Annotated in this window: 13 protein-coding genes; 3 read left to right on the top strand and 10 right to left on the bottom strand. The window is 43.2% G+C overall.

Annotated features, from left to right (window positions below; translation table 11 throughout):
• Window positions 1–236: 236 nt before the first annotated feature.
• The 9 genes from AC1VYS_RS28725 to AC1VYS_RS28765 form a co-directional block, all read right to left on the bottom strand.
• Window positions 237–851, bottom strand: coding sequence for a hypothetical protein (locus AC1VYS_RS28725; RefSeq protein WP_482912488.1), 615 nt, complete (start codon window positions 849–851; stop codon window positions 237–239).
• A 74-nt stretch (window positions 852–925) separates the two neighbouring features.
• Window positions 926–2,431: a serine hydrolase domain-containing protein gene (locus AC1VYS_RS28730; protein ID WP_482912489.1), complete on the bottom strand. Its 1,506-nt coding sequence runs from the start codon at window positions 2,429–2,431 to the stop codon at window positions 926–928.
• Between the two features lie 336 nt (window positions 2,432–2,767).
• Window positions 2,768–4,543 carry a hypothetical protein gene (locus AC1VYS_RS28735; protein WP_482912490.1) on the bottom strand — a complete coding sequence of 592 codons (1,776 nt, stop codon included), beginning with the start codon at window positions 4,541–4,543 and terminating at the stop codon, window positions 2,768–2,770.
• Between the two features lie 254 nt (window positions 4,544–4,797).
• Window positions 4,798–5,574 (bottom strand): sortase domain-containing protein, encoded by a 777-nt coding sequence (locus AC1VYS_RS28740; protein WP_482912491.1) that lies wholly within the window; start codon window positions 5,572–5,574, stop codon window positions 4,798–4,800.
• 22 nt (window positions 5,575–5,596) lie between these two features.
• Window positions 5,597–11,644, bottom strand: a complete 6,048-nt coding sequence (locus AC1VYS_RS28745) for a DUF7601 domain-containing protein (RefSeq protein WP_482912492.1) — start codon at window positions 11,642–11,644, stop codon at window positions 5,597–5,599.
• Between the two features lie 334 nt (window positions 11,645–11,978).
• Window positions 11,979–13,469 carry an aldehyde dehydrogenase family protein gene (locus AC1VYS_RS28750; RefSeq protein ID WP_482912493.1) on the bottom strand — a complete coding sequence of 497 codons (1,491 nt, stop codon included), beginning with the start codon at window positions 13,467–13,469 and terminating at the stop codon, window positions 11,979–11,981.
• Window positions 13,470–13,485: 16 nt separating this feature from the next.
• Window positions 13,486–14,571 carry a 5-methyltetrahydropteroyltriglutamate--homocysteine S-methyltransferase gene (locus AC1VYS_RS28755; RefSeq protein ID WP_482912494.1) on the bottom strand — a complete coding sequence of 362 codons (1,086 nt, stop codon included), beginning with the start codon at window positions 14,569–14,571 and terminating at the stop codon, window positions 13,486–13,488.
• A gap of 221 nt (window positions 14,572–14,792) precedes the next feature.
• Complete coding sequence (locus AC1VYS_RS28760; protein WP_482912495.1) at window positions 14,793–16,532, bottom strand: ABC-F family ATP-binding cassette domain-containing protein; 1,740 nt, start codon at window positions 16,530–16,532, stop codon at window positions 14,793–14,795.
• A 249-nt stretch (window positions 16,533–16,781) separates the two neighbouring features.
• Window positions 16,782–17,159, bottom strand: coding sequence for an ArsR/SmtB family transcription factor (locus AC1VYS_RS28765; RefSeq protein WP_482915155.1), 378 nt, complete (start codon window positions 17,157–17,159; stop codon window positions 16,782–16,784).
• A gap of 236 nt (window positions 17,160–17,395) precedes the next feature.
• Here AC1VYS_RS28765 and AC1VYS_RS28770 point away from each other — a divergent pair, with 236 nt between their 5' ends.
• The 3 genes from AC1VYS_RS28770 (at window position 17,396) to AC1VYS_RS28780 (ending at window position 21,139) form a co-directional block, all read left to right on the top strand.
• Window positions 17,396–18,337 carry a YndJ family transporter gene (locus AC1VYS_RS28770; protein WP_482934447.1) on the top strand — a complete coding sequence of 314 codons (942 nt, stop codon included), beginning with the start codon at window positions 17,396–17,398 and terminating at the stop codon, window positions 18,335–18,337.
• A gap of 89 nt (window positions 18,338–18,426) precedes the next feature.
• Entirely contained in the window at window positions 18,427–18,879 is a 453-nt protein-coding gene (locus AC1VYS_RS28775) for a HEAT repeat domain-containing protein (protein ID WP_482912497.1), read from the top strand.
• Window positions 18,880–19,108: 229 nt separating this feature from the next.
• Window positions 19,109–21,139 (top strand): hypothetical protein, encoded by a 2,031-nt coding sequence (locus tag AC1VYS_RS28780; protein ID WP_482912498.1) that lies wholly within the window; start codon window positions 19,109–19,111, stop codon window positions 21,137–21,139.
• Window positions 21,140–21,621: 482 nt separating this feature from the next.
• On the opposite strand, the gene pyrH is transcribed toward AC1VYS_RS28780, so the two are convergent.
• Window positions 21,622–22,359, bottom strand: a complete 738-nt coding sequence (gene pyrH / locus AC1VYS_RS28785; protein WP_482912499.1) for a UMP kinase — start codon at window positions 22,357–22,359, stop codon at window positions 21,622–21,624.
• Window positions 22,360–22,758 lie beyond the last annotated feature (399 nt).

Consider the following 22,758-nt stretch of genomic DNA (forward strand, 5'->3'; position numbering starts at 1 on the left):
GGCATGGTTCTGAACTTACATCTCACGAAGCAACGAGGTATCCAATTCCCCTCTCCCCAAATAACCACTGCAGAGGACAGGACGGCCAAGGATTTCATAAAGTTTTTTATTATTCCTTCCCTACCGATTGGGCGCTGCCTGTTTTCATACGGACGTATTCGGTATATCTCACGGTAATCACTCTTCCTTTCATCACTTGCACTTTGTTCAGCGTTCGCTTATATCATCTCGTTTACTTATGAGAACTGCCAAAAACCTGCTCTGGGATGTTGAACATTCGTGCCGATCTGAGCATAAATATACAGCGAACCAAAATGAAAAGGATAACTGCCGTCCTCCTTGATCAATGTATCGGGATATCCATCCTCATCCACTTGCAAAAAGAAGGATAATGACTCTTCGTGAAGCTTCGTGAAATAATAGTCTTCATCTTGAATCAGTCTTGGATGTCCGCCCACTTTAATTAAAAAAGACTGATCCATCGACTCTTCCTCATTAATCAGCTGACCACTTGAGATGCAGTGTTTGATAAGATTGGAGTTCCTGAAGGTAGTTTTAACGCTTTCCGATGAAACGGGATGCTCAATGACCTTGACCGAGCAATCAGGATAGATGTTGTTTTCCCAAAGTACCTCACTGTCTTCAGGGATGAAAATTGATATCATACGTTCTGGATTAAAGGGATGAATCAGACTTAGATAAAAAACATATGCTTGACCTCCTTCATGAAGGTCGTTTGATCGATTATCGAAAAATTCGGGGGCATTGCCGCCGATCCAACCCACTTGGTGTTCGGATGATCTGCCCAGATGTGCATGATATAGAATACAGTCTACTCTTTTCGTTAACATGTCTATTTGCTTATCCATAGTCACTTCACAACTCCTTCTCAAGCAACTGGAGAGATGTTATCCGGTTGATCATTTCATTTATTTTGAGACGTTGTCTTATGGGTGAAACTACGTAATATAACGTACAGATAATAAATACTGATTGTAATGAACGTACTATAAAGTGACACACTTACCGTTGTTGGAGCCCAAACTTTCACAAATGACCACGATAGGCCCCCCATAAAAATAGGTGGTAATATAATTATACATTCTGTTACAGCAACCGCTGCTATCGTATGCACAAGAAAAGAATTGCTCCTCCTAACATTCAACGAATTCCACATCCGCTCCTTCTTGGTAAGGTTTCGGATCATGCTGACAATGAAAACAATAAACAACGCACTGCAGCAGCCAAGAACGATACATACGAGAGTTAATATTTTATCCAATTCTTGAAACATGTCGGTATGGTGCGTATTGACGTCATTTCCTTCCCAAAGATCCAGTACACCCTGACCTATCGCTGTTGTATAGGATGTATTCATATTGGATAAAATGGCTATGCCCACCTTTTCCTCAGGCTGCAAGATAAAGTAGGAGGTGAAGTTGGGATTTGCTCCTTCGTGCAGTATATATGTCTTGTCTCTTTTCTTATGAATAACCCAGCCACTACCATAATAGCTGTCTTTATCAAAAGGTTCTACAGATGAATCAGGGATATGGGATAATTGTACGATTTGTTGATCAGTCTCATGATCAGAGCCCACTCCTAACTGGAAATTCATCCACTTTGCAATATCATTCGTGCTGCTGATCAAATATCCGGCAGGTATGTTGCCTCTATAGATGGGTGCTTCATAAGCCTGTGCTTGCATAAATCCAAGTTTGTATCCCGTCGCCACTTCAGCAGACTGTACTTGATGTCTTCCGACCAAAGAATCGTTCATTCCGATCGGTTCTAGAATCTTCTGTTTGATATATTGGTCATAAGGTTTCTCGGTTACTGCCTCTATAATGAGACCAAGCACATCATAATTAATGGTTGCATATTGCATAGAACTCCCTGGTTCACGATCCAGCTCCTGACCTACGAGCGTCCTGACGGTCAGTTCAAGCGCGTTCTCTTCGTTACTCTCGGGAATATGTGCTATGGATTGGAAGGCAATACCGCTGGTGTGATACAGAAGTTGGTTAATCGTAATTGTCTGTGGATTCCCTTTATAGTTCAGTTTGAACCAGGGAATATAGGACCGGACATCATCCGTTCGTTTTAACATCCCTTCCTTTTCCAACTGCAATATAGCTAGACCCGTAAATGCCTTTGTTGTTGATCCAATCTCAAAACGAGTCTCTGCAGTTACCGGCTGCTTTGTCTCCAGATTCGCATATCCAAACCCTTGCTGATAAACCGTCTGCCCTTTCTCCACGATAACGAGTGAAATACCAGGAATTTGACTGATTTTTTGCTGCTCCTCAATATATTTCTCAATGTTATGTACTTTGCTGTTTGGCTCGGCATCGACTGGAAAGGCTGATAAACCGTATATTATTATTCCTACTAGGGCTAAAACTATCCCTGATTCAATATATTTTTTCATGCCGCCTCTCCTTCATCGAATTTAATTTTGCTGTGTAACCCTTCGTGTAATTCTATGTAACCATGGAAATCATGAGGGTACTGCACTAAATTTCACACTTGATCGTCCATACTTTTTATTGTAGTTAAAGGTTCTGCCTGATCGCACAGGCTTGAGACTGATTTGTTCTTAGACCTAAGCCTGGAAAAATGATTTCGCTCTCCGATAGTAAAACTAAACTTGCAGTGTGCCATGAAATAACAAAAAAGCTGAACGGAAAACAGCACATTTTCCATCCAGCTTGGCTTCATTGATTTATTCTGCTATCAGGTTGGTTAATCAGCACCAAAACTTGCTTTAAGGTTTGATACTAACAACTCTTAACCTTCCATTATACGTGTAAGCCCAGTAGACAAGGCCGTCATGGTATATCGGCGTTTCATATGAATTTAACTGCATACTTCCAATAGAGGTTGCTGGTGTAATCACATCACCTTCCGCAGAAAGCACCATATAAAAGGATTTGAACTCTGATTTCTGATCTTCTTCCGTCCACATGATCACAATACGGTCATCCGCTGTGGCCACCTGAGGTGCGATAACATCCTTGTCTGTATAGTCGGTCAGCCAGATTACTCCACGATCCGTCACCTCTGATAAAGGTTTGCTCTTGCTATCATTAATATCAAACGAGGTTGCACCACTGCGATTAGTACCTCCGATAGCAGAAGATGAGGATATTTGGGGAGCACGCGGGTCAAAGATTTGTATGAACAGATTTTGCTTTTCACCCTTGGCTGCCTCGCTGATCGACTTGGCAGATGCCCCTACAAGTACAATTCCTTTGCTTGTCTCGGTAAGTCCACCAAGCTGCGCGAAAGTTTTATTTACGATTCCCATATCATAGTTTGCATTGGCTCCTAGATAGAAATGGAATATAATTTCATCGTTAACTCCATATTTCCCATGACTATCATTTATTCTGAATCCACGCGGATATGCATCACCTTGACTGGCAAAAAGGAATCTTGAAGACAGCTTACTATAAATGAGACTCTGATTAAATGAGTGGCCGCTGAAGGTATCATTAGGCAGTGAATAAGCTGACATATCTGATATATTGACAGCAATTGCATTATCGCTTTGATGACCGTCATATCTTAACTTGGAATGATAATTGATCAAGATCCCATTTGCGATCACAGAAACACTGTTACCATGTCGAAAGGGTGACTTCGTTTTGGCGGAGCTGCTGTCACGCCAAGGAGATGATTTCCCTTCAAAGCCCGTTGTTTGAATATGCTGACCATCCGATGAGTACTTCGAAATAAACACCGTTTCCACTACATCATTATTATCGTTTTCTTTTCCCCATACCACGTAAAAATTCCCATCATCATCAGATATCACATCCCCCAATAAGGGATATTTCATCTCTATGCTCAACTTTTTACTAGGTGTTACCATTTGAAGGGTGCTGTCCTCGACATAAGCATATGCCAAGCCTTCATTTTTATAGGAAAACTGCTGTACTGGTGAAATTCTAGCCCAATTGCTTAAATAATCCTCTTGTGAGTTATCTACTTTAATATTACTTATGTACGTTGTGGTATCAATCGAATTTTCCGAAACATAATTAAACATGGATTCTATTTCGAGCGTATTGTTTCTTTCATCCCAATTAACATAGAAATCAAGAGTACTGCCCAGGTCTCGAAGTTTAAAATAATTGCTGCCATCGACCGTATAAGCCGTCAGGTTGATTTCTTTATTATCAAGATACACTTTTGATGTTGAACGTATTGCACTCTTTGTTCTGCCCCACGGTAACTTGGCCATTTCCCCACCAATAACAGTGTACGGTCTGCTACTTAAAAGACTGATTGCATTCTTTTCTCCATCCCATGCTACATCAAACTGCTTTGTTGTACCAGACAGTATGTTAGCAATATCACGCAGTTTAAAATAGTTGTTGCCCCCGATGTTATAACCATCAAACGATTTCTCCATACCATCGATCGTAACATTTGATGCATTCTTCGTGGCGGGTAGAGAACCATCAGCAAACGCCGCGACTGGTACAAAAGTGAGTACCATCACGATGGCCAGTAAACTGGAAAATATTCTTTTCAATTTGTCTTCCTCCTGTGTTTTATTGAACTGAGCTTTATAGCCGCGACAATTACATACGAAAAGAGACCTTGGAGTGATTATCCAAGATCTCTCTTCCAAACACGATGCTCAGCTCTTCCTAAGTCTATTAGCACTACATATTCCTGTCAATCGCAATTGTTGCAGCCTTTGAGGTACTTCTAAGTTTTAGATGGCCCCTCAAAATGATGATGGAAGGATGATCATTCGATTATTTTCTTGTTTTGGCAACGATCTTAACGCTTTATAGCAATCACCGCTAGTCGGCCATCTTCAGTCGAGTATTCACATGTGGACAGTACAACAAGTTTATCACCATACCGAGCTGTTACACCTGTGTCATAAAGAGCGAGTTTTTTGATATTCTGAACATATGCATCGAACTCAGCGGACGTCTTTACATTCTCAATTTGATAGTACTTAAACACGTCATCTGATTTACGATAGACTTTGGATAGAATAACAGCAACAATCTCATACTCTTCCTTTTCGTAAAGCGTACTGAACTCGAATGTAGCGTGCTCTTGATAAAAGCTTTCGCTCTTGTATTTCATGAGATCTTTAAACATCCAGCCACTTTTCATATGGTGTCCATGAATCAGCAAAATATCTGAACCATTGATCTGGCTATGCCTGTCCAAAAAAGGAAGGCCACCTTGAGTTTCCTTCTTATCAAAATCATGATTAAGATAATACTCCCCATCCTGTGGATTTTGCATGACCGGGTACTCAATTCGAGTGCCATCAATCTTCAGCCAGCCGACAATGTCGGAGTTCCGCTCGTAAAGCGCTCGAAATTCAGGAAGCATAACTCGCTCATTCGTCTTATTGAACAAAAAAGAGGGGATTGCATCCCCTCCGTTTTTATTCGACCCTTCCTCCCATATGCTCGTCAACTCATTCATTTTCTGTTGCTCAGCATAATCTCGCAGCAGCGTTCTCGAAACACCGATGAGAGAAAATATTAACACAAGGGAGGAAATGGCGATAAGAATTTTTTTAGTTTTGCTCATGTTCTTACCGCCTTTCCGGTCATTAAATACGCTTTTTCTTCTTGTTACCGAGCAGACAGAAAACAATCGTGATCAAGGACATCAGTGCCATAATCATATAGGACATTGGCGATATGCCGTTGTCTCCTGTTTTCGGAGCATCGTCCAGCTCATTGTTGCCATTACTTGTTTCGTTGCTACCCGTGTTCGTTCCACTGTCGCCGGTGTTCGTTTCTGGAGTTCCGGTATTCGTCCCACTGTTGTCAGTGTTTGTTTCTGGAGTACCCGTGTTCGTTCCACTGTTGTCAGTGTTTGTTTCTGGAGTTCCTGTGTTCGTTCCACTGTTGTCAGTGTTTGTTTCCGGAGTACCCGTGTTCGTTCCACTGTTGTCAGTGTTTGTTTCTGGAGTACCCGTGTTCATTCCACTGTTGCCGGTGTTCGTTCCTGGAGTTCCTGTGTTCGTTCCTGGGGTACCGTTATCGGTTCCACTGTTGCCGTTGTTGCCACCGTTGTTGCCGCCAGAGCCACCACCTGAACGGATTGGCTTCATTGGCACGTCGTATTTGACAATGTCAAAATCTACCGAAATCGTACCACTTGTGTGCGTTTCGTATCCGTCCTTCGTTACGATCAGATAGTAATCCGCTTCTGGAAACACCATGTACGCATAGAATCCATTGGCATCGCTATCCTGCTCTGGACTCTTGTTGTCGTGCGGCGGGAAATTCGGAACCGCTGGAAGTGTTACTTTTGTACCCGGAATACGGCCCTTATCTCTATTCCGCTGTGTATCCGCATAATACAGTGTAACTTTGGCTCCTTCAATCTTCTTGCCCGTGCTCGCATTTCCTGTAGTTTCATCATAGACCGTTCCGTAAGGGTCAACTAATTCCTCAGAGATATTGAGCTCTCCATCAGCTTTCACATCAAGTTGCGTCACTTTGAGGAGCAGCTCCTCACCAGTCTCTACTTGATAACGAACTTCCATGGTGTACTTCTGTTCGCTTAACCCTTCCACGGAGAAGGTTCCGTTCGAAGCCATTGGAAAAGCTTTAGGGCTACCATTTTCCGTAATATAATTACCGTCTCTATCCTTCAGGTAGATATACATATGGCTGGTATACAAGTTGTTAAATAACTCTGTTGTTCCGTCCATTTGTTTGAGCAGAATGATACCTACAGCCGTAATATCCGCTGGAACGGTCTCGTCTGTAACACTGCTGTTCACATTCGCTTTTTGTGTGAACTTGACAGGCACATCTTTCCCGCCTACTCGATACAACTTCGTATATGTGATCGTGTAGTCCGTATCAGCTACGGCTGGAACCGCATATTCACCCTTCTCGTTCGTCTTGATCTGAAGCTCTTCGCCTGTATTCAGATCGGTCACGGTAATGGATGCATTCGGAATGACTTCTCCTGTATTGTTGTCACGCAGTACACCTTCCAGATAAGGGCGAGTATTCATAAATTTAGCTTCCGCCGCTTTTTTCTCCGGAATCACACCCGTACGAACAAAACGTTCAGGATCGGTCACAAAACCATCTTTCGTATAATCGTCTTGGGTTACCTTATACTCGAGAGATGTCGGCAGTCCTTGTACAACAAGCGTCTGGCCATCTGTAAGCTCGAAGGTATCGCCGTTCTTGATCATGCCCTTGCTACCATCTGACTTCTCGTAGACGTAGGATTCGTCCGCTCCCTCGCCTGTGAAGTCAACTGTGTACTTGAACAGCTTCTTCTTGTCGTCGTCTTTGCCTTTAACGACGTTACTGATGAGTAGTCCGCCCTTCAATACACGAACGTTCGTGAACGGAGCTTCTTCATCCTTGCCTTTCATCACTTCGGTATAATACCGTTCCTCAGGAGTAGTCATGTATTCATCGGTTGTGTAATCTTTTTGAGTAACGGTGTATTTCAGATTTTTAGGAAGACCTGAAATATTCAGTGTTTCTCCGTCCTTGAGGCGGAAAGTGTCGCCAGACTTGATCGTACCTGTACTATCATCCGACTTCATGTAGGAGTAACTTTCATCCCGGCCTGTATCCTCAAACCGGATGGTGTACTCAAACTCCTTCGTCTTATCGCCACCGTTGCCCATGACCGTATTACTAATGGTCAGCTTGTTAACGATTCGTTCGTTGACGAAGTCCGCTTTATGATCACCTTTGTTCACAATAGAGCCTGACAACTCTCTCTTATCAGGAGTGGTTGTATAGCCATCAACGGTCGTATAATCATTCTCGGTTACGGTATAACCCAGATTCGCCGGCAAAGCCGGAAGAACTACAGAATCCCCATGCTTGAGGGTGATCTTGTCTCCATTTTTGAGCGTTCCAGTCGTATTATCCGATTTCTTATAGCTATACTCTCCGTCTTTACCTTCACCAGTGAAGGTCACGGTGTATACAAACCCTTTGTTCGGATCACTGCCGTTGCCTTCTACCTTATTGGTAATGGTTAGCTTGCCTTGGGCAGGTGTAGGCACAATCAGCGGTTGATCCGAGGTTACTTTTACTCCGTCTACCCAGATCGGTTTCCCCGGTGTATTACCTACATATACTTGATAAACTTTTGTCGTTGGCAACCAAGTATTTGTGTCAATATAGGTTTCCTTCAGCTCATAGTATCCTGGGTCAGGGAATAGCAGATTACGTTTCCCTAAACTATCGGTTTTCCCTTTGACAACTATAGTTCCTGTGTCCTTTTTAAAGAGTGTAAATTCTACATCTTTCAGCGGATTCCCATTCGGATCTACTTTTATCAAAGGCAGTAGGGCGTTAGAGCTTGAGCTACCTGCTACATCTGAACTGTCCAGCGTACTTTCACTTCTGGCACTGACAGCACTCAGACTGTCATCGCCCTTCAGTTTGACCTCGTTGCCCATTTTTTCTCCGGCTTTCGCTGTAGTCGGATCAACTTCTGTCTGGTACACAAACTGGTAAAATTTATCAGGGTCTTTCATTGTGAATTTCAGAACCGTAGTTCTTTCTGCGCCTGGTGCAACTTCTACTTGAACTTCAGCATTCGGGTCGCTCAGGTCGAGGGCTTCACCTCGTTCCAGAGTACCGCTGGCAGTCAGTGTAGCAGGATAGACCGCCATACTAGGTGAAGACAGCACCAGATCTCCATTTTCTTCATAACGCAGGTTCATGCCTGCACCCAGAGTATCCTCCAGATAAACGCCCTGCTTCATGTTAAATGGCGGAGTATAGTTTACTGTCCATTCCAACACACCTGGAACAGGTTTAGTTACCGACTTGCCCAGGGTCTGAATAGGTACGATAATTTTACGCTGTTCAGAGACAGTCTTTTCGACTCCACCCCAAGACATATGGAGTTTAGCTTTGTTATATAACACCTGCTGGTCCGTGCCACTCGTCGTGTATTCGTTCAAATATTCCTCTAGAGCTGCGTTAGAAGGTCTTGCCTTCACTAAGATTACATAAGAACTTTCCAATTTAGAGAAAGTAAACGTTCCTACGTTGCCATTACGGGTGAAGGAGCTTACAACATGAGCAGCCGTGCCTGGTTCAATTACCGATTTAGCATCGTTTTTCGTACCGTATTCTGCACCTGCGCCGTTGTCGGAAAGTCCCTTCCACAGTTCATAATCTTTACCTTCAGAAAAAGGAACAAACTCCCAGCCTTCCGGCAATGTATCCACCAGCTTGATGTTGCTAATGACTCGATTACCGCCGTCCTTGGCCATCTCTTCTGTGTTATATCCAGGCATATTCACACCTAAACGGAAGGTAACCGTCTTGGTTGTCCTGTCATAACCAGAAATCGTCCATGCTTCATTGTTATCGTTTCTAATGTAACTGTTAACATGATTTGGACTTACATTTTCAAGTGTGCCATCTACTTTGAATGGCCTCGAGGCAAAAAGCATATCCTTGTTCAGCATACGTAGGTGTAGATTGGCACTGATTTGTGCTTGTCTTACACTTTCGCCATCAATGAGCAATGCGCGATTCCAACTGGTTTTTCCTGCGTTGATGTCCTGTCTGAAAAGGATGTCAGGGTTCATCTCTAGTGAACGGAAGCTGAAGGATGCGGAACTATCCGTATATCCAGTCACCTTAATCAAATCCGCTACCACTTTACCGTCTACCGTTAAAGGGATTGCCTTCATCGTCAGATTGGCTGCACTCGTCTTCAGCGTTCCTGCCTTATACTGTTTCCAAAGCTGCGAGGAAGTTACATTTGCTTTGATCTTCGCAATAGTTTCTGCACTCACTTCACCACTTACATCTAAGGCGTTGTCCAAGACGTCCAAATCACCGCCATGTACGAGAACATCATATACTGCCGCATTCGGCAGAGCATATTGCGGAGTAAGGTTAACCGTCCACGTGATGCTGCCTTGGTTATAATCCTCTGTTGAAACAGCACTTGATTTGGTGAAATCATGTGCACCGATGTTGACGATAGCCTCGTCCGTTACTGCTACCGGAAATTTACCCGCCTTCACATCGTTGTTCTGTATGCCAGCCGGTGTATCCAAATTCCAGTTGGCACGAGGATCAATTTGGAAGTTGGAACCACTTATCACTTTGCTTTTAATAACCAATTCCACTTTACCGTTAATATTTCCAAAAGAATATACGCCGTTTGCATCTGGTGTAATGGATGTTACTCCAGATTCAGAGCCCTCCTCTTGCCATTCAGCCGATATAAAGTTCAGTCCGGCAGGTAGAACATTGGTAATCGTTAAGTCCTTCAATCCATTTTTGTTATATTGGTTAACTGTAACTTTCCAGGCAATAGTTTCACTCGCATGATCGTAAGAGGCACTGGATTGAATCCAGTCGGGAGCAAACGTTATCTCCAGTCCAGCCTGTACCAGCGTGCTATTGTCTTGCCTCAGTTCCACTTTACCATTCATATCCCGGTGGCTACGCCCCAGGTTGCCTGGTGGGTTCCGATACTCGTAATAATACGATTCCTTAGGAATCCAGGTTTTATATTCCACTTTTGGTTCCGGACCTGTTTCCGATGGGAAAATGTAAGTCAGCGATCCGTCTGCCCCAACGTCTGGGGTTACGTTCTGATCGTTAACTTTGAAGGAACCCTCCACATAAATACCGCGTGAATTTCCTGAGCCCGTATTATATGCTGAGGGATTCGTATAAAATGTCTTCCCGTCTAATGGTAATTTGATCGTTTTATCGAACTTGTCAGACGCGGTTACGGTTGACTGCCAAGTTACCGCACCTTCTACGAACTGAGCCAGTTGAAGTACGCGATAACTATACTGATCCCATTTGACCATTCCAGGTGAGATCAGATTGATACTATACTCCGCTGTAACATCCGGATTCTCCAGTTGATATGTGCTCCCAAAGATGTCGACAGGCTTTTTCTCGCCATACGCCAATCCCTTTACATCTGCTTCGGCGGTAGTTTCCAAGCTGATGACAATTCCTCTTCGGACACCATTGAAGAAGTTATCATCACCGTCAAAGACAATCCGAATGCTATTCGGAGTGAAATAGGCGGTGCCTAGCTGCTTTGTACCTGATTCTGTCTGTGCCATCAGCTCTTTAGTCGCTGTTGGCAGTATTACTTCCTTGAAGTAATCTTCTCTTTTCAGTTCAATCCAGTCACCCTTTTGAATGTATTGCTCCGCATCTGCATTCGTTGGATTGGAGTCATCACCATTCACGGGTACCTTGAGCCCTTCTGATTTAAGCGTAAAAGGCTGTCGCCCCTTAATAACACCGTTCGGATCAACAACAGCATCTCCCTGCTTCACTTCCAACGGAAATGATGAATTAGATCCCATAAATACCGCTGTTTTGTCCGTTGGGACTGCTGTCATCATTATGGAATTGTCAGGTACATCCTGCACTTCCTCAGATACTGAGGGCGGTTCATCCACAATCGGTGAGTCAGGCTCGCTAACTGTTTCCTCGGATGGTTCGTCCACAATTGGCGAATCGGGCTCGCTAACCGCTTCCACTTCAGTATCGTTAGGCACACTCTCTGCATATGCAGCAGTGGAGAACATCACTGTCTGCATAACAAGTATAATTGCCAGAAATAAGGACAATAACGGTTTACCTACATTGCGTCTTTGCTTCAATACGAGAATCTCCTCCATTTCTAAAATTTTGGCGGAACCGAAAGACTTTTTCTCTCCCCCTACCCGCTTTTCTCCTTACGCTAGGAAATTGATGAAAGATCTCATCACATTTGTATGGCATACCTGACCATTATAAATTAGAGGTCTAACCAAATTCTGACCACGGGTATATATGCCCTTTTAGACATGTTTCGTACGAAGTCGCCTCCATTAAATATGTGCTACATTTTAGCGATAATATGGATCACCAATCCTATATGAAAGCAAAAAAGCGCCCTGTCTACTGATTTAACAATCAGTAAACAAAGCGCAAATGGAGACCCTAAATTAAAATCTATTCGGGTATATACGGAAGATCCAGCGTCTTCGGAACGTTGATCACATGCTTTTCAGTATACGTGCGGATCCCTTCCACGCCATATTCACGGCCGATACCCGATTGCTTGAAACCACCGAATGGGAATCGTACATCGAGTCCCTGCACAGCAGCTGTATTAATCATGGTCGTTCCAGCTTCGAGTTGACGTGCAACGGAGATCGCATCCTCTTCTTTCCCCCACACAGAACTCGTCAGTCCATATATACTTTCATTGTGTAAATGAATAACCTGCTCTTCATCGTCAAATGGCAGAATCGGAACGGTTGGTCCAAACTGTTCTTCCACCACAATCGGATCATGAACATCGCAATCCAAAACAAGCGTAGGTTGCAGATAGTAACCTTGTTCAAACTGATTTTGATCAAGGATTTGACCGAGAGGGATGACCTTAGCCCCGCGCTTTTGCGCATCTTCAACCAAGCCCTGCACATAATCTCTCTGCTTCAAATTATTGACGGGACCTACCGTCGTATTGGAATCAAACGGATCACCAATTCGAATCCAGCGATTTGCTGCCTCTATATACTTTTCCACAAAAGCATCATAAATCGAACGGTGTACATATACGCGTTTGGCGATCATACAGATTTGGCCTGTTGTCAGGAAATTAGAGATGACAATCCTGCGCATCGCTCGCTCATCATGAACATCAAAGCTTTCCAAGAAGATTGCCGCGTCATTCCCACCAAGCTCCAGCGTCATATCTTTAATCGTTTCGGAAGCGGCTTTGATAATATGCTTCGCTGTTGCAGTTCCGCCTGTAAAGGCAATTTTCGTAACCAGAGGGTGACTGGTCAGTTCAACGCCCACATCCGCATCACCATATACGACATTGATTACACCCGCAGGGAACTCACTCGCAATGATCTCGGCCACCTTCGCCGCTGCCAGTGGTGCATATGGACTCGGTTTAAGCACGATCGTGTTGCCCGCAAGCAAGGCAGGAGCAATCTTGATTGTAGATAGAGCAATCGGGTAGTTCCAAGGACTAATCGCTGCCACTACACCGATTGGATCGTAAGAAAGAATCGTTTTTCCATGATCATGCTCTTGAATCTCTTCTTGTAGAGCCAACTTCGCTTCATTACAAGCAAACTCCATCCACATTAATGACACATAAATCTCACCATGTGCATCGTATAGAGGCTTACCATGCTCTCTAGACAGCAAATGCACAATCTCATTCTCTGCTACTCTGATTTTCTCTATCGCCTTGCGCATCCGAGTAATGCGTTCGTCAACGGGAGTCTGTTTCCATGTTTTAAAAGCTCCTGCAGCCGCTTCAATGGCAGTGGCCGCTTGTTCTTTGGTCGTGACAGGGAAATAACCCACGGTTTCAGTTGGATTAGCCGGATTTTCTTTTGCTAACTGCGAAAGGGATTCTATATGTTGACCGTTAATAAAGGCTTCAACTGTAACTGTCTCTTGATCTGCTTGAATTGTCATATGAAATCCCCTCCCGTTAATTCCATACTTCCCCTGCAATTTCCTTAACGTAACGAAGTTTACGCCATTGTTGTTCTTCGGTTAAGATATTGCCTTCTTCCGTGGAAGAAAAGCCGCATTGTGGGCTCAAGCAAAGTTGATCAAGGGGAACGTAAGTTGCCGCTTCTGCAATCCGTGCTTTAATCTGTTCTTTATTTTCTAACTCGCCAGTTTTCGATGTGATTAAACCAAGCACAATTTTCAAATCTTTTCGATTCACATATTTTAATGGCTCGAAACTACCTGAGCGCTCATCGTCAAATTCTAAAAATAAGCCATCTACGTTTAAGCCTCCAAATATAACTTCAGACGCATAGTCATAACCACCCGTTGAGAAGTAGTTGGATTTGTAGTTACCACGACAAATATGCATCGTTACAACTAAATCCACCGGTTTATGAGCCAAAGTTTCATTAATCATGCGTTGCATCGTTTTCAACTCTACTGCCGGTTCCAACCCTTTAGCGCGCAGTTTATCATGACCAGCCTCTGAGAAAAGATCTGCCCAAGCTGTATCGTCTAATTGCAGGTATCTACATCCCGCATCATAGAAGGCTTGAATGGCCTTTTGATATGCTGCAACTGTATCTTGGAGGAATTGCTCCCGATCTGTATAGCTGTTGGCGCCGTTTTCCAATCGATAAAGAAGCATATTTGGACTTGGAATGGTTTGTTTTGCGACAGCATCACCTGCATGTTTTTTCACGAATTTAAAGTGCTCCACAAAGGGATGCGTAGAGAAATCGACCTTACCTACAACCCGAATTCCACCCTTGCGAGTCTGCATGTTATGGAACTGAGGTCCGTCAATTTCCTCATACAGCTCTACACCATCTAAGCCGCCCAGAAAATCAAAATGCCACCAGCTTCTGCGGAACTCACCATCCGTAATCGCGAGTACGCCATTTTCTTTTTGTTTCTCAATCAATCGGATAATCTCTTGATCTTCGACATCCCTTAGTTCCTCATATGTAATTGTCCCAGCTTTATATTGTTCACGTGCCTGACTCAAGTTCGCAGGACGTAGGAAGCTTCCAACATGATCGTTACGAAATGGTATCATAGAAAAATCTCCTTCTAACTTTTAGTTTCCTGAGTATAGCATGATCAAAATGGTTACAGGTTATATGAAAAAAGCATGACTGGTCATAGCTTTTAGCAATAACTAAAAGACCTTAGAAAGCAAAAAATCCACAACCGCATAGGGTCATGGATTACAGGGTGTACCCATATTTTTAAATCATCTTTCTTTAATAAAATTGTATCTGTCCTCAATCACTGTGATTATAATTGCTTGATAATGCCTTCCAGCTCATCGACCAAGCCTTTTGCACGTTCAAAATCAGTATTTTTCAAAGCCAATTCGATTTGCATTTCAACGGCCTTTTTATTTTGTTCATTTTGCAAATAGTCTTTATTGAAATGGCTAGCGTAAATCATCTGTCTGAACTTGCGCATACTCATTTTTCTGATCGACTTATTCTCAATGATAAGTACATAATCCATACCGTTAACGACCGAATAGAAATCATGCGAAACCATGAGGATCGCGCCTTGATATTTTTCGATGGCTTTCTCCAGTGCAATCTGCGAATAGATATCCAGATGGCTTGTCGGTTCGTCAAGAAGCAACAGGTCAGCTTGAACCCCGGCAGCTTTAGCCAATTGAAGCATGTTTTTTTCGCCGCCGGACAGTGATCCGATCTTTTGATCCAGGATTTCGCCTTCGAATCCATAGTCTACAAGATAGGCCCTGATTTCATCATACGTCTCAAAGCCGGCATCAATGAATTCATGCAGGATCGTATTCGAATCTTTGAGCGTTTCGCCTTGAAGCTGTGATAAATAAGCCAATTTGAGATCCTCATTGATCTCAATGGAATCCTGATTATTTTTGAAAATATCCCGAAGCAACGTTGTTTTTCCGGTACCATTGGGGCCGATGATGGCCACTTTATCTGTCGATTTGATCTCGAAGCTCACATCTTGCAGAACCAGCTCATCGAAGGAAACGCTATAGTTATCGACCTTGATCGCGACGCTGTCTTCGACTTGATGATCCAGATCAAATCGAATATTCGGCTGTTTAATATCGACAAACGGTGCTTTGATTCTGCGTGCTTCCAACCGTTCTTGAAATTTCACTCTCGCTTTAAGCGCTCTTCCCCTGGAAGCTTCCGAATTAATCGTTGCGATCGCTCTGAGATTCTCGATGACACCATCATATCTCTCGATCTCTTCCGCTTCAGCAACCGCGATCTCTTGCAGCTCAATCTTCGTCTGAAGCAAGGAGAAATTGTACTCGATATAACGTCCGTCGAACTCCTGAAGCTCCATGTTTTCAAGGTGAATGATCTTGTTGAAACAATGATTCAACAGATAGCGGTTATGCGTAACGACCAGTAACATGCCTTTATGGGAATTAATCAATTTTTTAAGCGCATTGAGATTTTCGAAGTCTAGAAATACATCCGGTTCATCCATAATCATCAGATCCGGACTGCGAAGCATTTCCTTCATGACTTGAATAAGCTTGAATTCCCCGCCGCTTAAGGACGATAGGCTCGCATCCTTCAGCTTCATGAGGTTGGCCAGGTTTAGCTGTTTATGAATGGTGTTTTCATAATCATCTTCGCCCATGGCCTCCAGTGCGTCCAAAGCCAATTGGACTTTTTCCATTAGTGAATCCATATCCGATGTGTTGGCCATTTCCGCATAGATTGCAGTGATCTCATCCTGAAGCTTGATAAATTCTTCTGCGATATATTCAAAAACCGTCATCTCAGTCGCTCGGTCTACCTCTGAGAACTGACTCATATAACCGATTGTGCAATCCGGATCGATCTCCAGCTTTCCCTCGAACAGATGCCTTTCCGGGTCCATCAAGATTTCAATCAACGTACTTTTGCCACTACCACTTGTGCCGATAAAAGCGCAGTGTTGGCCCTCTTCGAGGGTAAATGAAATGTCTTTGTAGAGTTCTTTTTGTGGAAACGAGAAGGATAGATTTTGGGCTTTAATCATGGTGTTACCTTTCTTGGTATCTAAAATAGTGTAATTATGATGTGGGATTGTTGCAGAACGTAAGTTTGAATAAGCCTGAAGTTGTCGATTCTCAGCGTAACACCGATTGAGGTCAAGTACAATTGATTTGTATTTCTAGGTACGAACCAAAGTTTGGCTGTGTCAGATCACTGCTTAAAACGAACCAGTAAACCAGCTCCCAAAACGTTCAATTGTTACTAGAGGGTTCAGTTAACGATGACTTTGTGTTTACTTGTGGTACATTTCTCCGCATGATTCTGTGCCTGGTTCCTCGCAATATTCAAACAGTTTATCAATCTCGCTCACTAAGTTTTTCAACGACTTCAGCTTGCTTCCGGCATCTAGCCGATAAAAGTTACGCGTTCCTTCTTTGTGAACGCTAATAATCTGCGCTTCTTTCAGTATTTTCAGATGGTGCGATACAGCAGGCCGGGAGAGGTGTGTTTGCACTCTGATCTCACCCACACGCATGCCGGGTTTCTGCGGTCCTTTGATCAAGGCCATTAAGATCGCCTGCCGAGTCTCGTCTCCGATGGCATTCAGCACCTTCTGGTTGTTCTTAAATTCGATCGCGATTGTATTCAAAAATTGCTGTTCGACGGAAATCTCCCCTTTTCGTTGAACCGTTTAATTCTTTGGACGAATATAAGATACCACGATCTCAGACACAGCAGTACTTCGGGAAAGAAATCCAAGAACAATATATTGGCAAATATATATGTTAAACTTAAACGAGCATTGCCTGTCTATCCTAAAGAATGCTACATAACCGAATGTGGGCCTTATATACGAAAAACTTAGCTTAGAAAGGGGCCGTCATGAATCGTTCTCTGAAGCAACGAATGATGCCATTATTAATGCCTGTGATTCCCGGTGGAATCATGACAATTCTTATATTTTATTTGGATTACTTCCAATTCCAGCTTGTTGAAAAATTTCTGCTGTTTGCGGCATTTGTCATTGTACCTCTTGTGATTTTGCTTTTGAGATATGATGCAAAGAATAGACAGCAACGAGTGGTTTATGTTCTTATGCAGTGGCTTCAATATCCGGCCGCGCTTCTTACCCTATTTTCCGTCATGAGCAATAAGATGCGGGGATTCGCAGGCACGGCGACACCAGGCTTGCTCTCCCTAGGTTGGTTACTGTTCACATTACTGCTTGGCATCTATGGCTTGATTACGATTATGATGGCAAAAGGAAAAGCAGCGGAAATAGCAATTGGTGCAGGACTCGTTTATTTTTTTATCGGAGGCATGTGGTTTACGTTATATCAATATCAAGTGGATCTCTTCAATGCTAATGTGGCAACACACGCGTTAAGCTCGGTTCACTTTCATTTCTCATCTGCGATTGTTCCGATTTTCATTGGCGCACTGGGACGGATTATGACGAAAAAAAGCTGGTATCCCTGGGTGGTTGCCATCGATATTATCGGACCTTTGTTGATTGCCTTTGGGATGATTTTCTCCAAGCCAATAGAGTACGTTGGTGTCGCTTTGTTCGCCTGTAATATTGTGGTTTATACCGCTTATCTCCTGGCTTACTTGAGAAAAAACGCTTTAAATATGAAGGCATCCTTTTTCCTAGGCCTTTCTTGTCTATCCTTTTACACGGTTGTTGTCATTTCCATCTTCTATCCGTTACTGAAAAATATGTACTCCTTAACCATACTCGACTTTATTCCCATTTATGGAGCTCTACACGCGTTCGGATTTGTCTTATGTGGATTGATTGGTTGGGTGTACATGGTTAATAATATGGCTAAGCAATCGGCTTCATAGGAGTAGTTTAGTCAGGTTCGTGCTATAATAGTGATCACATAAATAACATTCATCATTTGCCAGATGGCGATGATTAAGGAGATTGAATTTTGACGAACAACCATGATATTGAAGCAGTTAACGGACTACCAGAGAACTTTGAAGAGCTCAAACGAGCGGCTAATCGAACGTCAAGCTGGAGAGACAGACTGAACGCGGTGAACGAATTGGGGAACTGGGACACAGAACCTACCATTAAGTTACTGCAGAATGTTTTGAAAAATGATCAAGTGTTTCAAGTGCGCGAGGCCGCATATCTCAAGCTCAAACATTTGGGTGAAGATGCACAAATGCCTGCCAAAAACAAAGGTGAGCTGTTTAAAGGTACGAACAAAATTTTGCTGCGGATCAAAAAAAGCCTTCCCGAAGGTCACACATTTGAGGAATTCAAGGAAAAACTGCAAAAGACACGTCTGGATCTCTATGATACTTACGAGGGCGACAAGGACGCTGAGTTCGACTCCTGGCTCCAAGGAATTTGGGAGACACTAGGCAGAAGATAAGATGGTTGCGGTTCACCATATGAATAGACGAATGCAACATAATAGCCAAGTAAGAAGCCACTCCAAAGATTGGAGTGGCTTCTCTATTTCTTCAGGGTCATCTCCATCAGATCATTGTCACCAGAGCAGCTGTTCATAAAACATCCATCTTCCTGTCTCTCCCATTACATTAATTTTCTAGTATAATAACGGAATACAACAATAATTTTAAAATAGAAGGAGAGTTGTTATGGAATATCATGTATCCAACCATGGGAATGATCAAGGAAAAGGAACAGCCGATCAACCCCTTCGTACCATATCACGCGCTGCGGCACATGCCATGGCTGGTGATACAGTTATTGTTCATGCGGGAGTATACAGGGAATGGGTTAACCCTGCGAATGGAGGGACAGCAGAGCATCGAATCGTGTATCGATCCGCAGGAGACGGGGAAGTCGTCATTACAGGCGCTGAGCGGGTTACCGATTGGGAGTCTGAAGGAAATGACGTCTGGAGCACAGAAGTACTGAATTCCATCTTTTCCGTTCGTAATCCCTTTGAGGTGGAACTCAGTGGGGACTGGTTGTTCGACGGGCCGTTTCCGGTTCACCTCGGCGATGTATATTTGGATAGAAAATCATTGTATGAATGCAATAGTATTGAAAGCGTTCACAATCCGGAGGTTTGGCCTGAAGCCAAGTATTCCGAGGATTCGCTGTTGAAATGGTACGCCGAAGTGAATTCTACCACAACAAAAATCTGGGCTAATTTTGGCGGAAAAGATCCTCGTAAGGAAAATGTAGAGATTAATGTGCGTCCTTATTGCTTCTGGCCTGAGAAGCCAGGATTGAACTACATAACCGTAAGTGGCTTCACCCTTCGTCAAGCTTCACCTCAATGGGCGCCACCTACGGACTACCAAGAAGGTTTGGTCGGACCTCACTGGAGCAAGGGATGGATTATTGAAAACAATATAATCAGTGAATCCAAATGTGTTGGTATTAGCCTGGGTACCGAAATGGGTACAGGTCACACCAACGCTATGGAAAAGCGTAGTAAAGGCGGGACCCAACGGGAGCAGGAGGTTATTTTACGCGCATTACGCTCCGGCTGGCATAAAGATCGAGTCGGTAGTCACATCGTTCGAGGGAATATAATTCATGATTGTGAGCAGGCAGGTATTGTGGGTCATATGGGAGCGGCTTTCAGCCACATTTATCAAAACCGTATTTATAATATTCATCACAAACGGCTCAGACACGGTGCTGAAGTTGCAGGGATTAAACTTCATGCTGCACTGGATAGTCAAATTAACGAAAACATAATGTACAGCTGTTACCGCGCGCTTTGGCTTGACTGGCAGGCACAGGGCACCCGGATCAGCCGCAATGTATTTTTTGACAACATTTCAGAAGACCTCTTCGTTGAGGTGTGTCATGGTCCATATATGGTCGATCACAATCTATTTCTCTCCCCTATGAATTTCAGAAATATGGCCCAGGGCGGAGCGTTTGCCCATAATTTATTTGCAGGCCGATTTGTTGTTCGTTCCGAGATTACCAGAATCACGCCATATCATTTCCCTCACGAGACAGCCATGGCTGGATACTCCAATATCACGGGGGGCGATGACAGATATTACAACAATATCTTTTTGGGTGATAACGACGCCGATGTAAATAAGGAACCTATTCCGATCACCTTCTTTGAGCATCTTCCCCTTAAACCAAGGGATACTGTTGGAGAGGACGGGAAGACGGCCATGGATGGTGTGCCGGACGATTCCATTTGTTATTTGCATACTGTGGGACTTGGCGGCTACGATCAACATCCGAATGTGAAAGATAAAAAGTGGTGGGAATACACCAAAGAGGAGCTTATGGAGCTTGGTGATGCCGCGAAGGATTTCTTTATAGGAAACGCCGTTCTTCCAGTAGCTATGGGTGGCAATGTATATCTCAATCATGCGGTTCCAAGTCATCACGAATCCGATGCGAAGATACATTCACAGAAGAGCATAAACATTGAGGTTGATCCTGCACTAGGTAAGGTGCACGTTCAGATCAATGAGCCCGAATTGCTTCGGGGCACCTCTGCGATCGTGATTACCACCGACCTGCTCGGAAAAACGTATCACGCCGATATGAAGTACGAGGAACCCGACAGCACTCCCTATCGCTTGGACTCCGACTTTTTCGGATCAAAGAAATCCGATGCAGGTGTTACACCAGGTCCGTTTGAGTTAAGCGAGAATGGTAGTGTTGAGTTTGTGATTTAGTTTGTTGTTGAGGGTCCAGTTCGTTTGGGTGACTGGATCTTTTTTTGTGTGAAGAGCCTCTTTTCCACTGAGCGGTATAGAGGCTTTGATTGATTTACATGGGTGGTAGTTATACCTTAGTTAAACCAAAAAAGCAGTTACGTCAAGATAGTTCACCGATGTCTTCTTTAGGTTGTTGGAACTTAGTTTTAATAAATAATAAGCTGGCACTTGTGCCAGCTTAAATGACTTTAATCTATAGATATCCCGATTATATGGTTGACGCTCGAGACGATTCATAAATTCTTTATTTTATTTAGATCAGCTCCCTGATCTATACTCAATGTACCAGACATACCTTGTGAGGAAGACAAATCCACAAATATACAAATCAATATAAACACAAACCCACTCCTTGGATAGAGTGGGCTTGTGTTTATATCTTTTTCCTTTATGGAAATATCATTCCGCTACATCAAGGGGAGTAGCATTTCTAACATCCTTCATTCCAGCTCTAATACTGATTCGCCACTAATTATCGTACCGTTATTCTTACCTTCACAAATTTCTTTCATCGATCCTGGTTGATCGAAGTTAAACACGTGCATGGGCAGATTGTAGTCTCTTGCTAAAATGAAAGCCGATTGGTCCATTACCTTTAAGTTGTGTTTTAATACATCGTTGTAGTGAAGTGAACGGAATTTCCTTGCATCTTTATCCAATTTAGGATCTGCATTAAGAACACCATCAACCCCTTGCTTTGCAACTAATAAAGCATCACAATTAACCTCGATGGCTCTTTGTACTGAAGGATAGTCTGTTGTAACGTAAGGTTGACCATTCCCCCCTGCAAAAATTACAATATAGCCTTTTTCTAGATGGTGGACTGCTCTTAGACGAATATATGGTTCTGCAACTGAAGTAATAGGTATTGCCGTCATTACTCGTACTTCCTTTTGGGTTTTGGCTTTAAGAACTCCACGAAGCATTAAACTATTTACTACAGTCGCAAGCGTCCCAATGTTATCAGCTTCTGCCCTTTCTATCCCCCAGCTTTCTGCCATATTACCTCTGAAAATGTTGCCCCCACCTATAACCAGCGACACTTCAACACCCAAGTTTACAACTGACATGATTTCATCTGCAATATGATCTAACATCTCCGGCTCAAAACCAAATTCAGAGTTACCTGCTACTGCTCCACCACTTAGCTTAACGAGAACCCTCTTGTACCTTGACAATTTTTACACCCCCATAAAATAAAAACACTAAAGCAATAAATGCTTTAGTGTTCTAATGGAATGGAAATATGAAATTACGCAAGTCGACTGAATGTAAGTCTCCTGTTTCCACCTCATACTCCCACCCCTTCCATGTTTTTACCGTCGAGTAATTTTACATTACGTAAAAGCAAATTGCAATTACCCTAACCAACATATTTTAGATAGTTTCATTTCATTTGTTTATGCGCACCAAAACCAAACAATCACTTTTAATTCTGTAGTCTTCTCAGCCCAAAACTTCGACCTACTTATAATACGGTTCATCGTGCTGTTTTTAACGACAAGTTAAAGGGCCATCCTTTGTGGGGATGACCCTTTATTGATCAAGATTTTTTATGTTGTCATCTCCGTCAACCC

The sequence above is a fragment of the Paenibacillus sp. G34 genome, assembly GCF_056856875.1.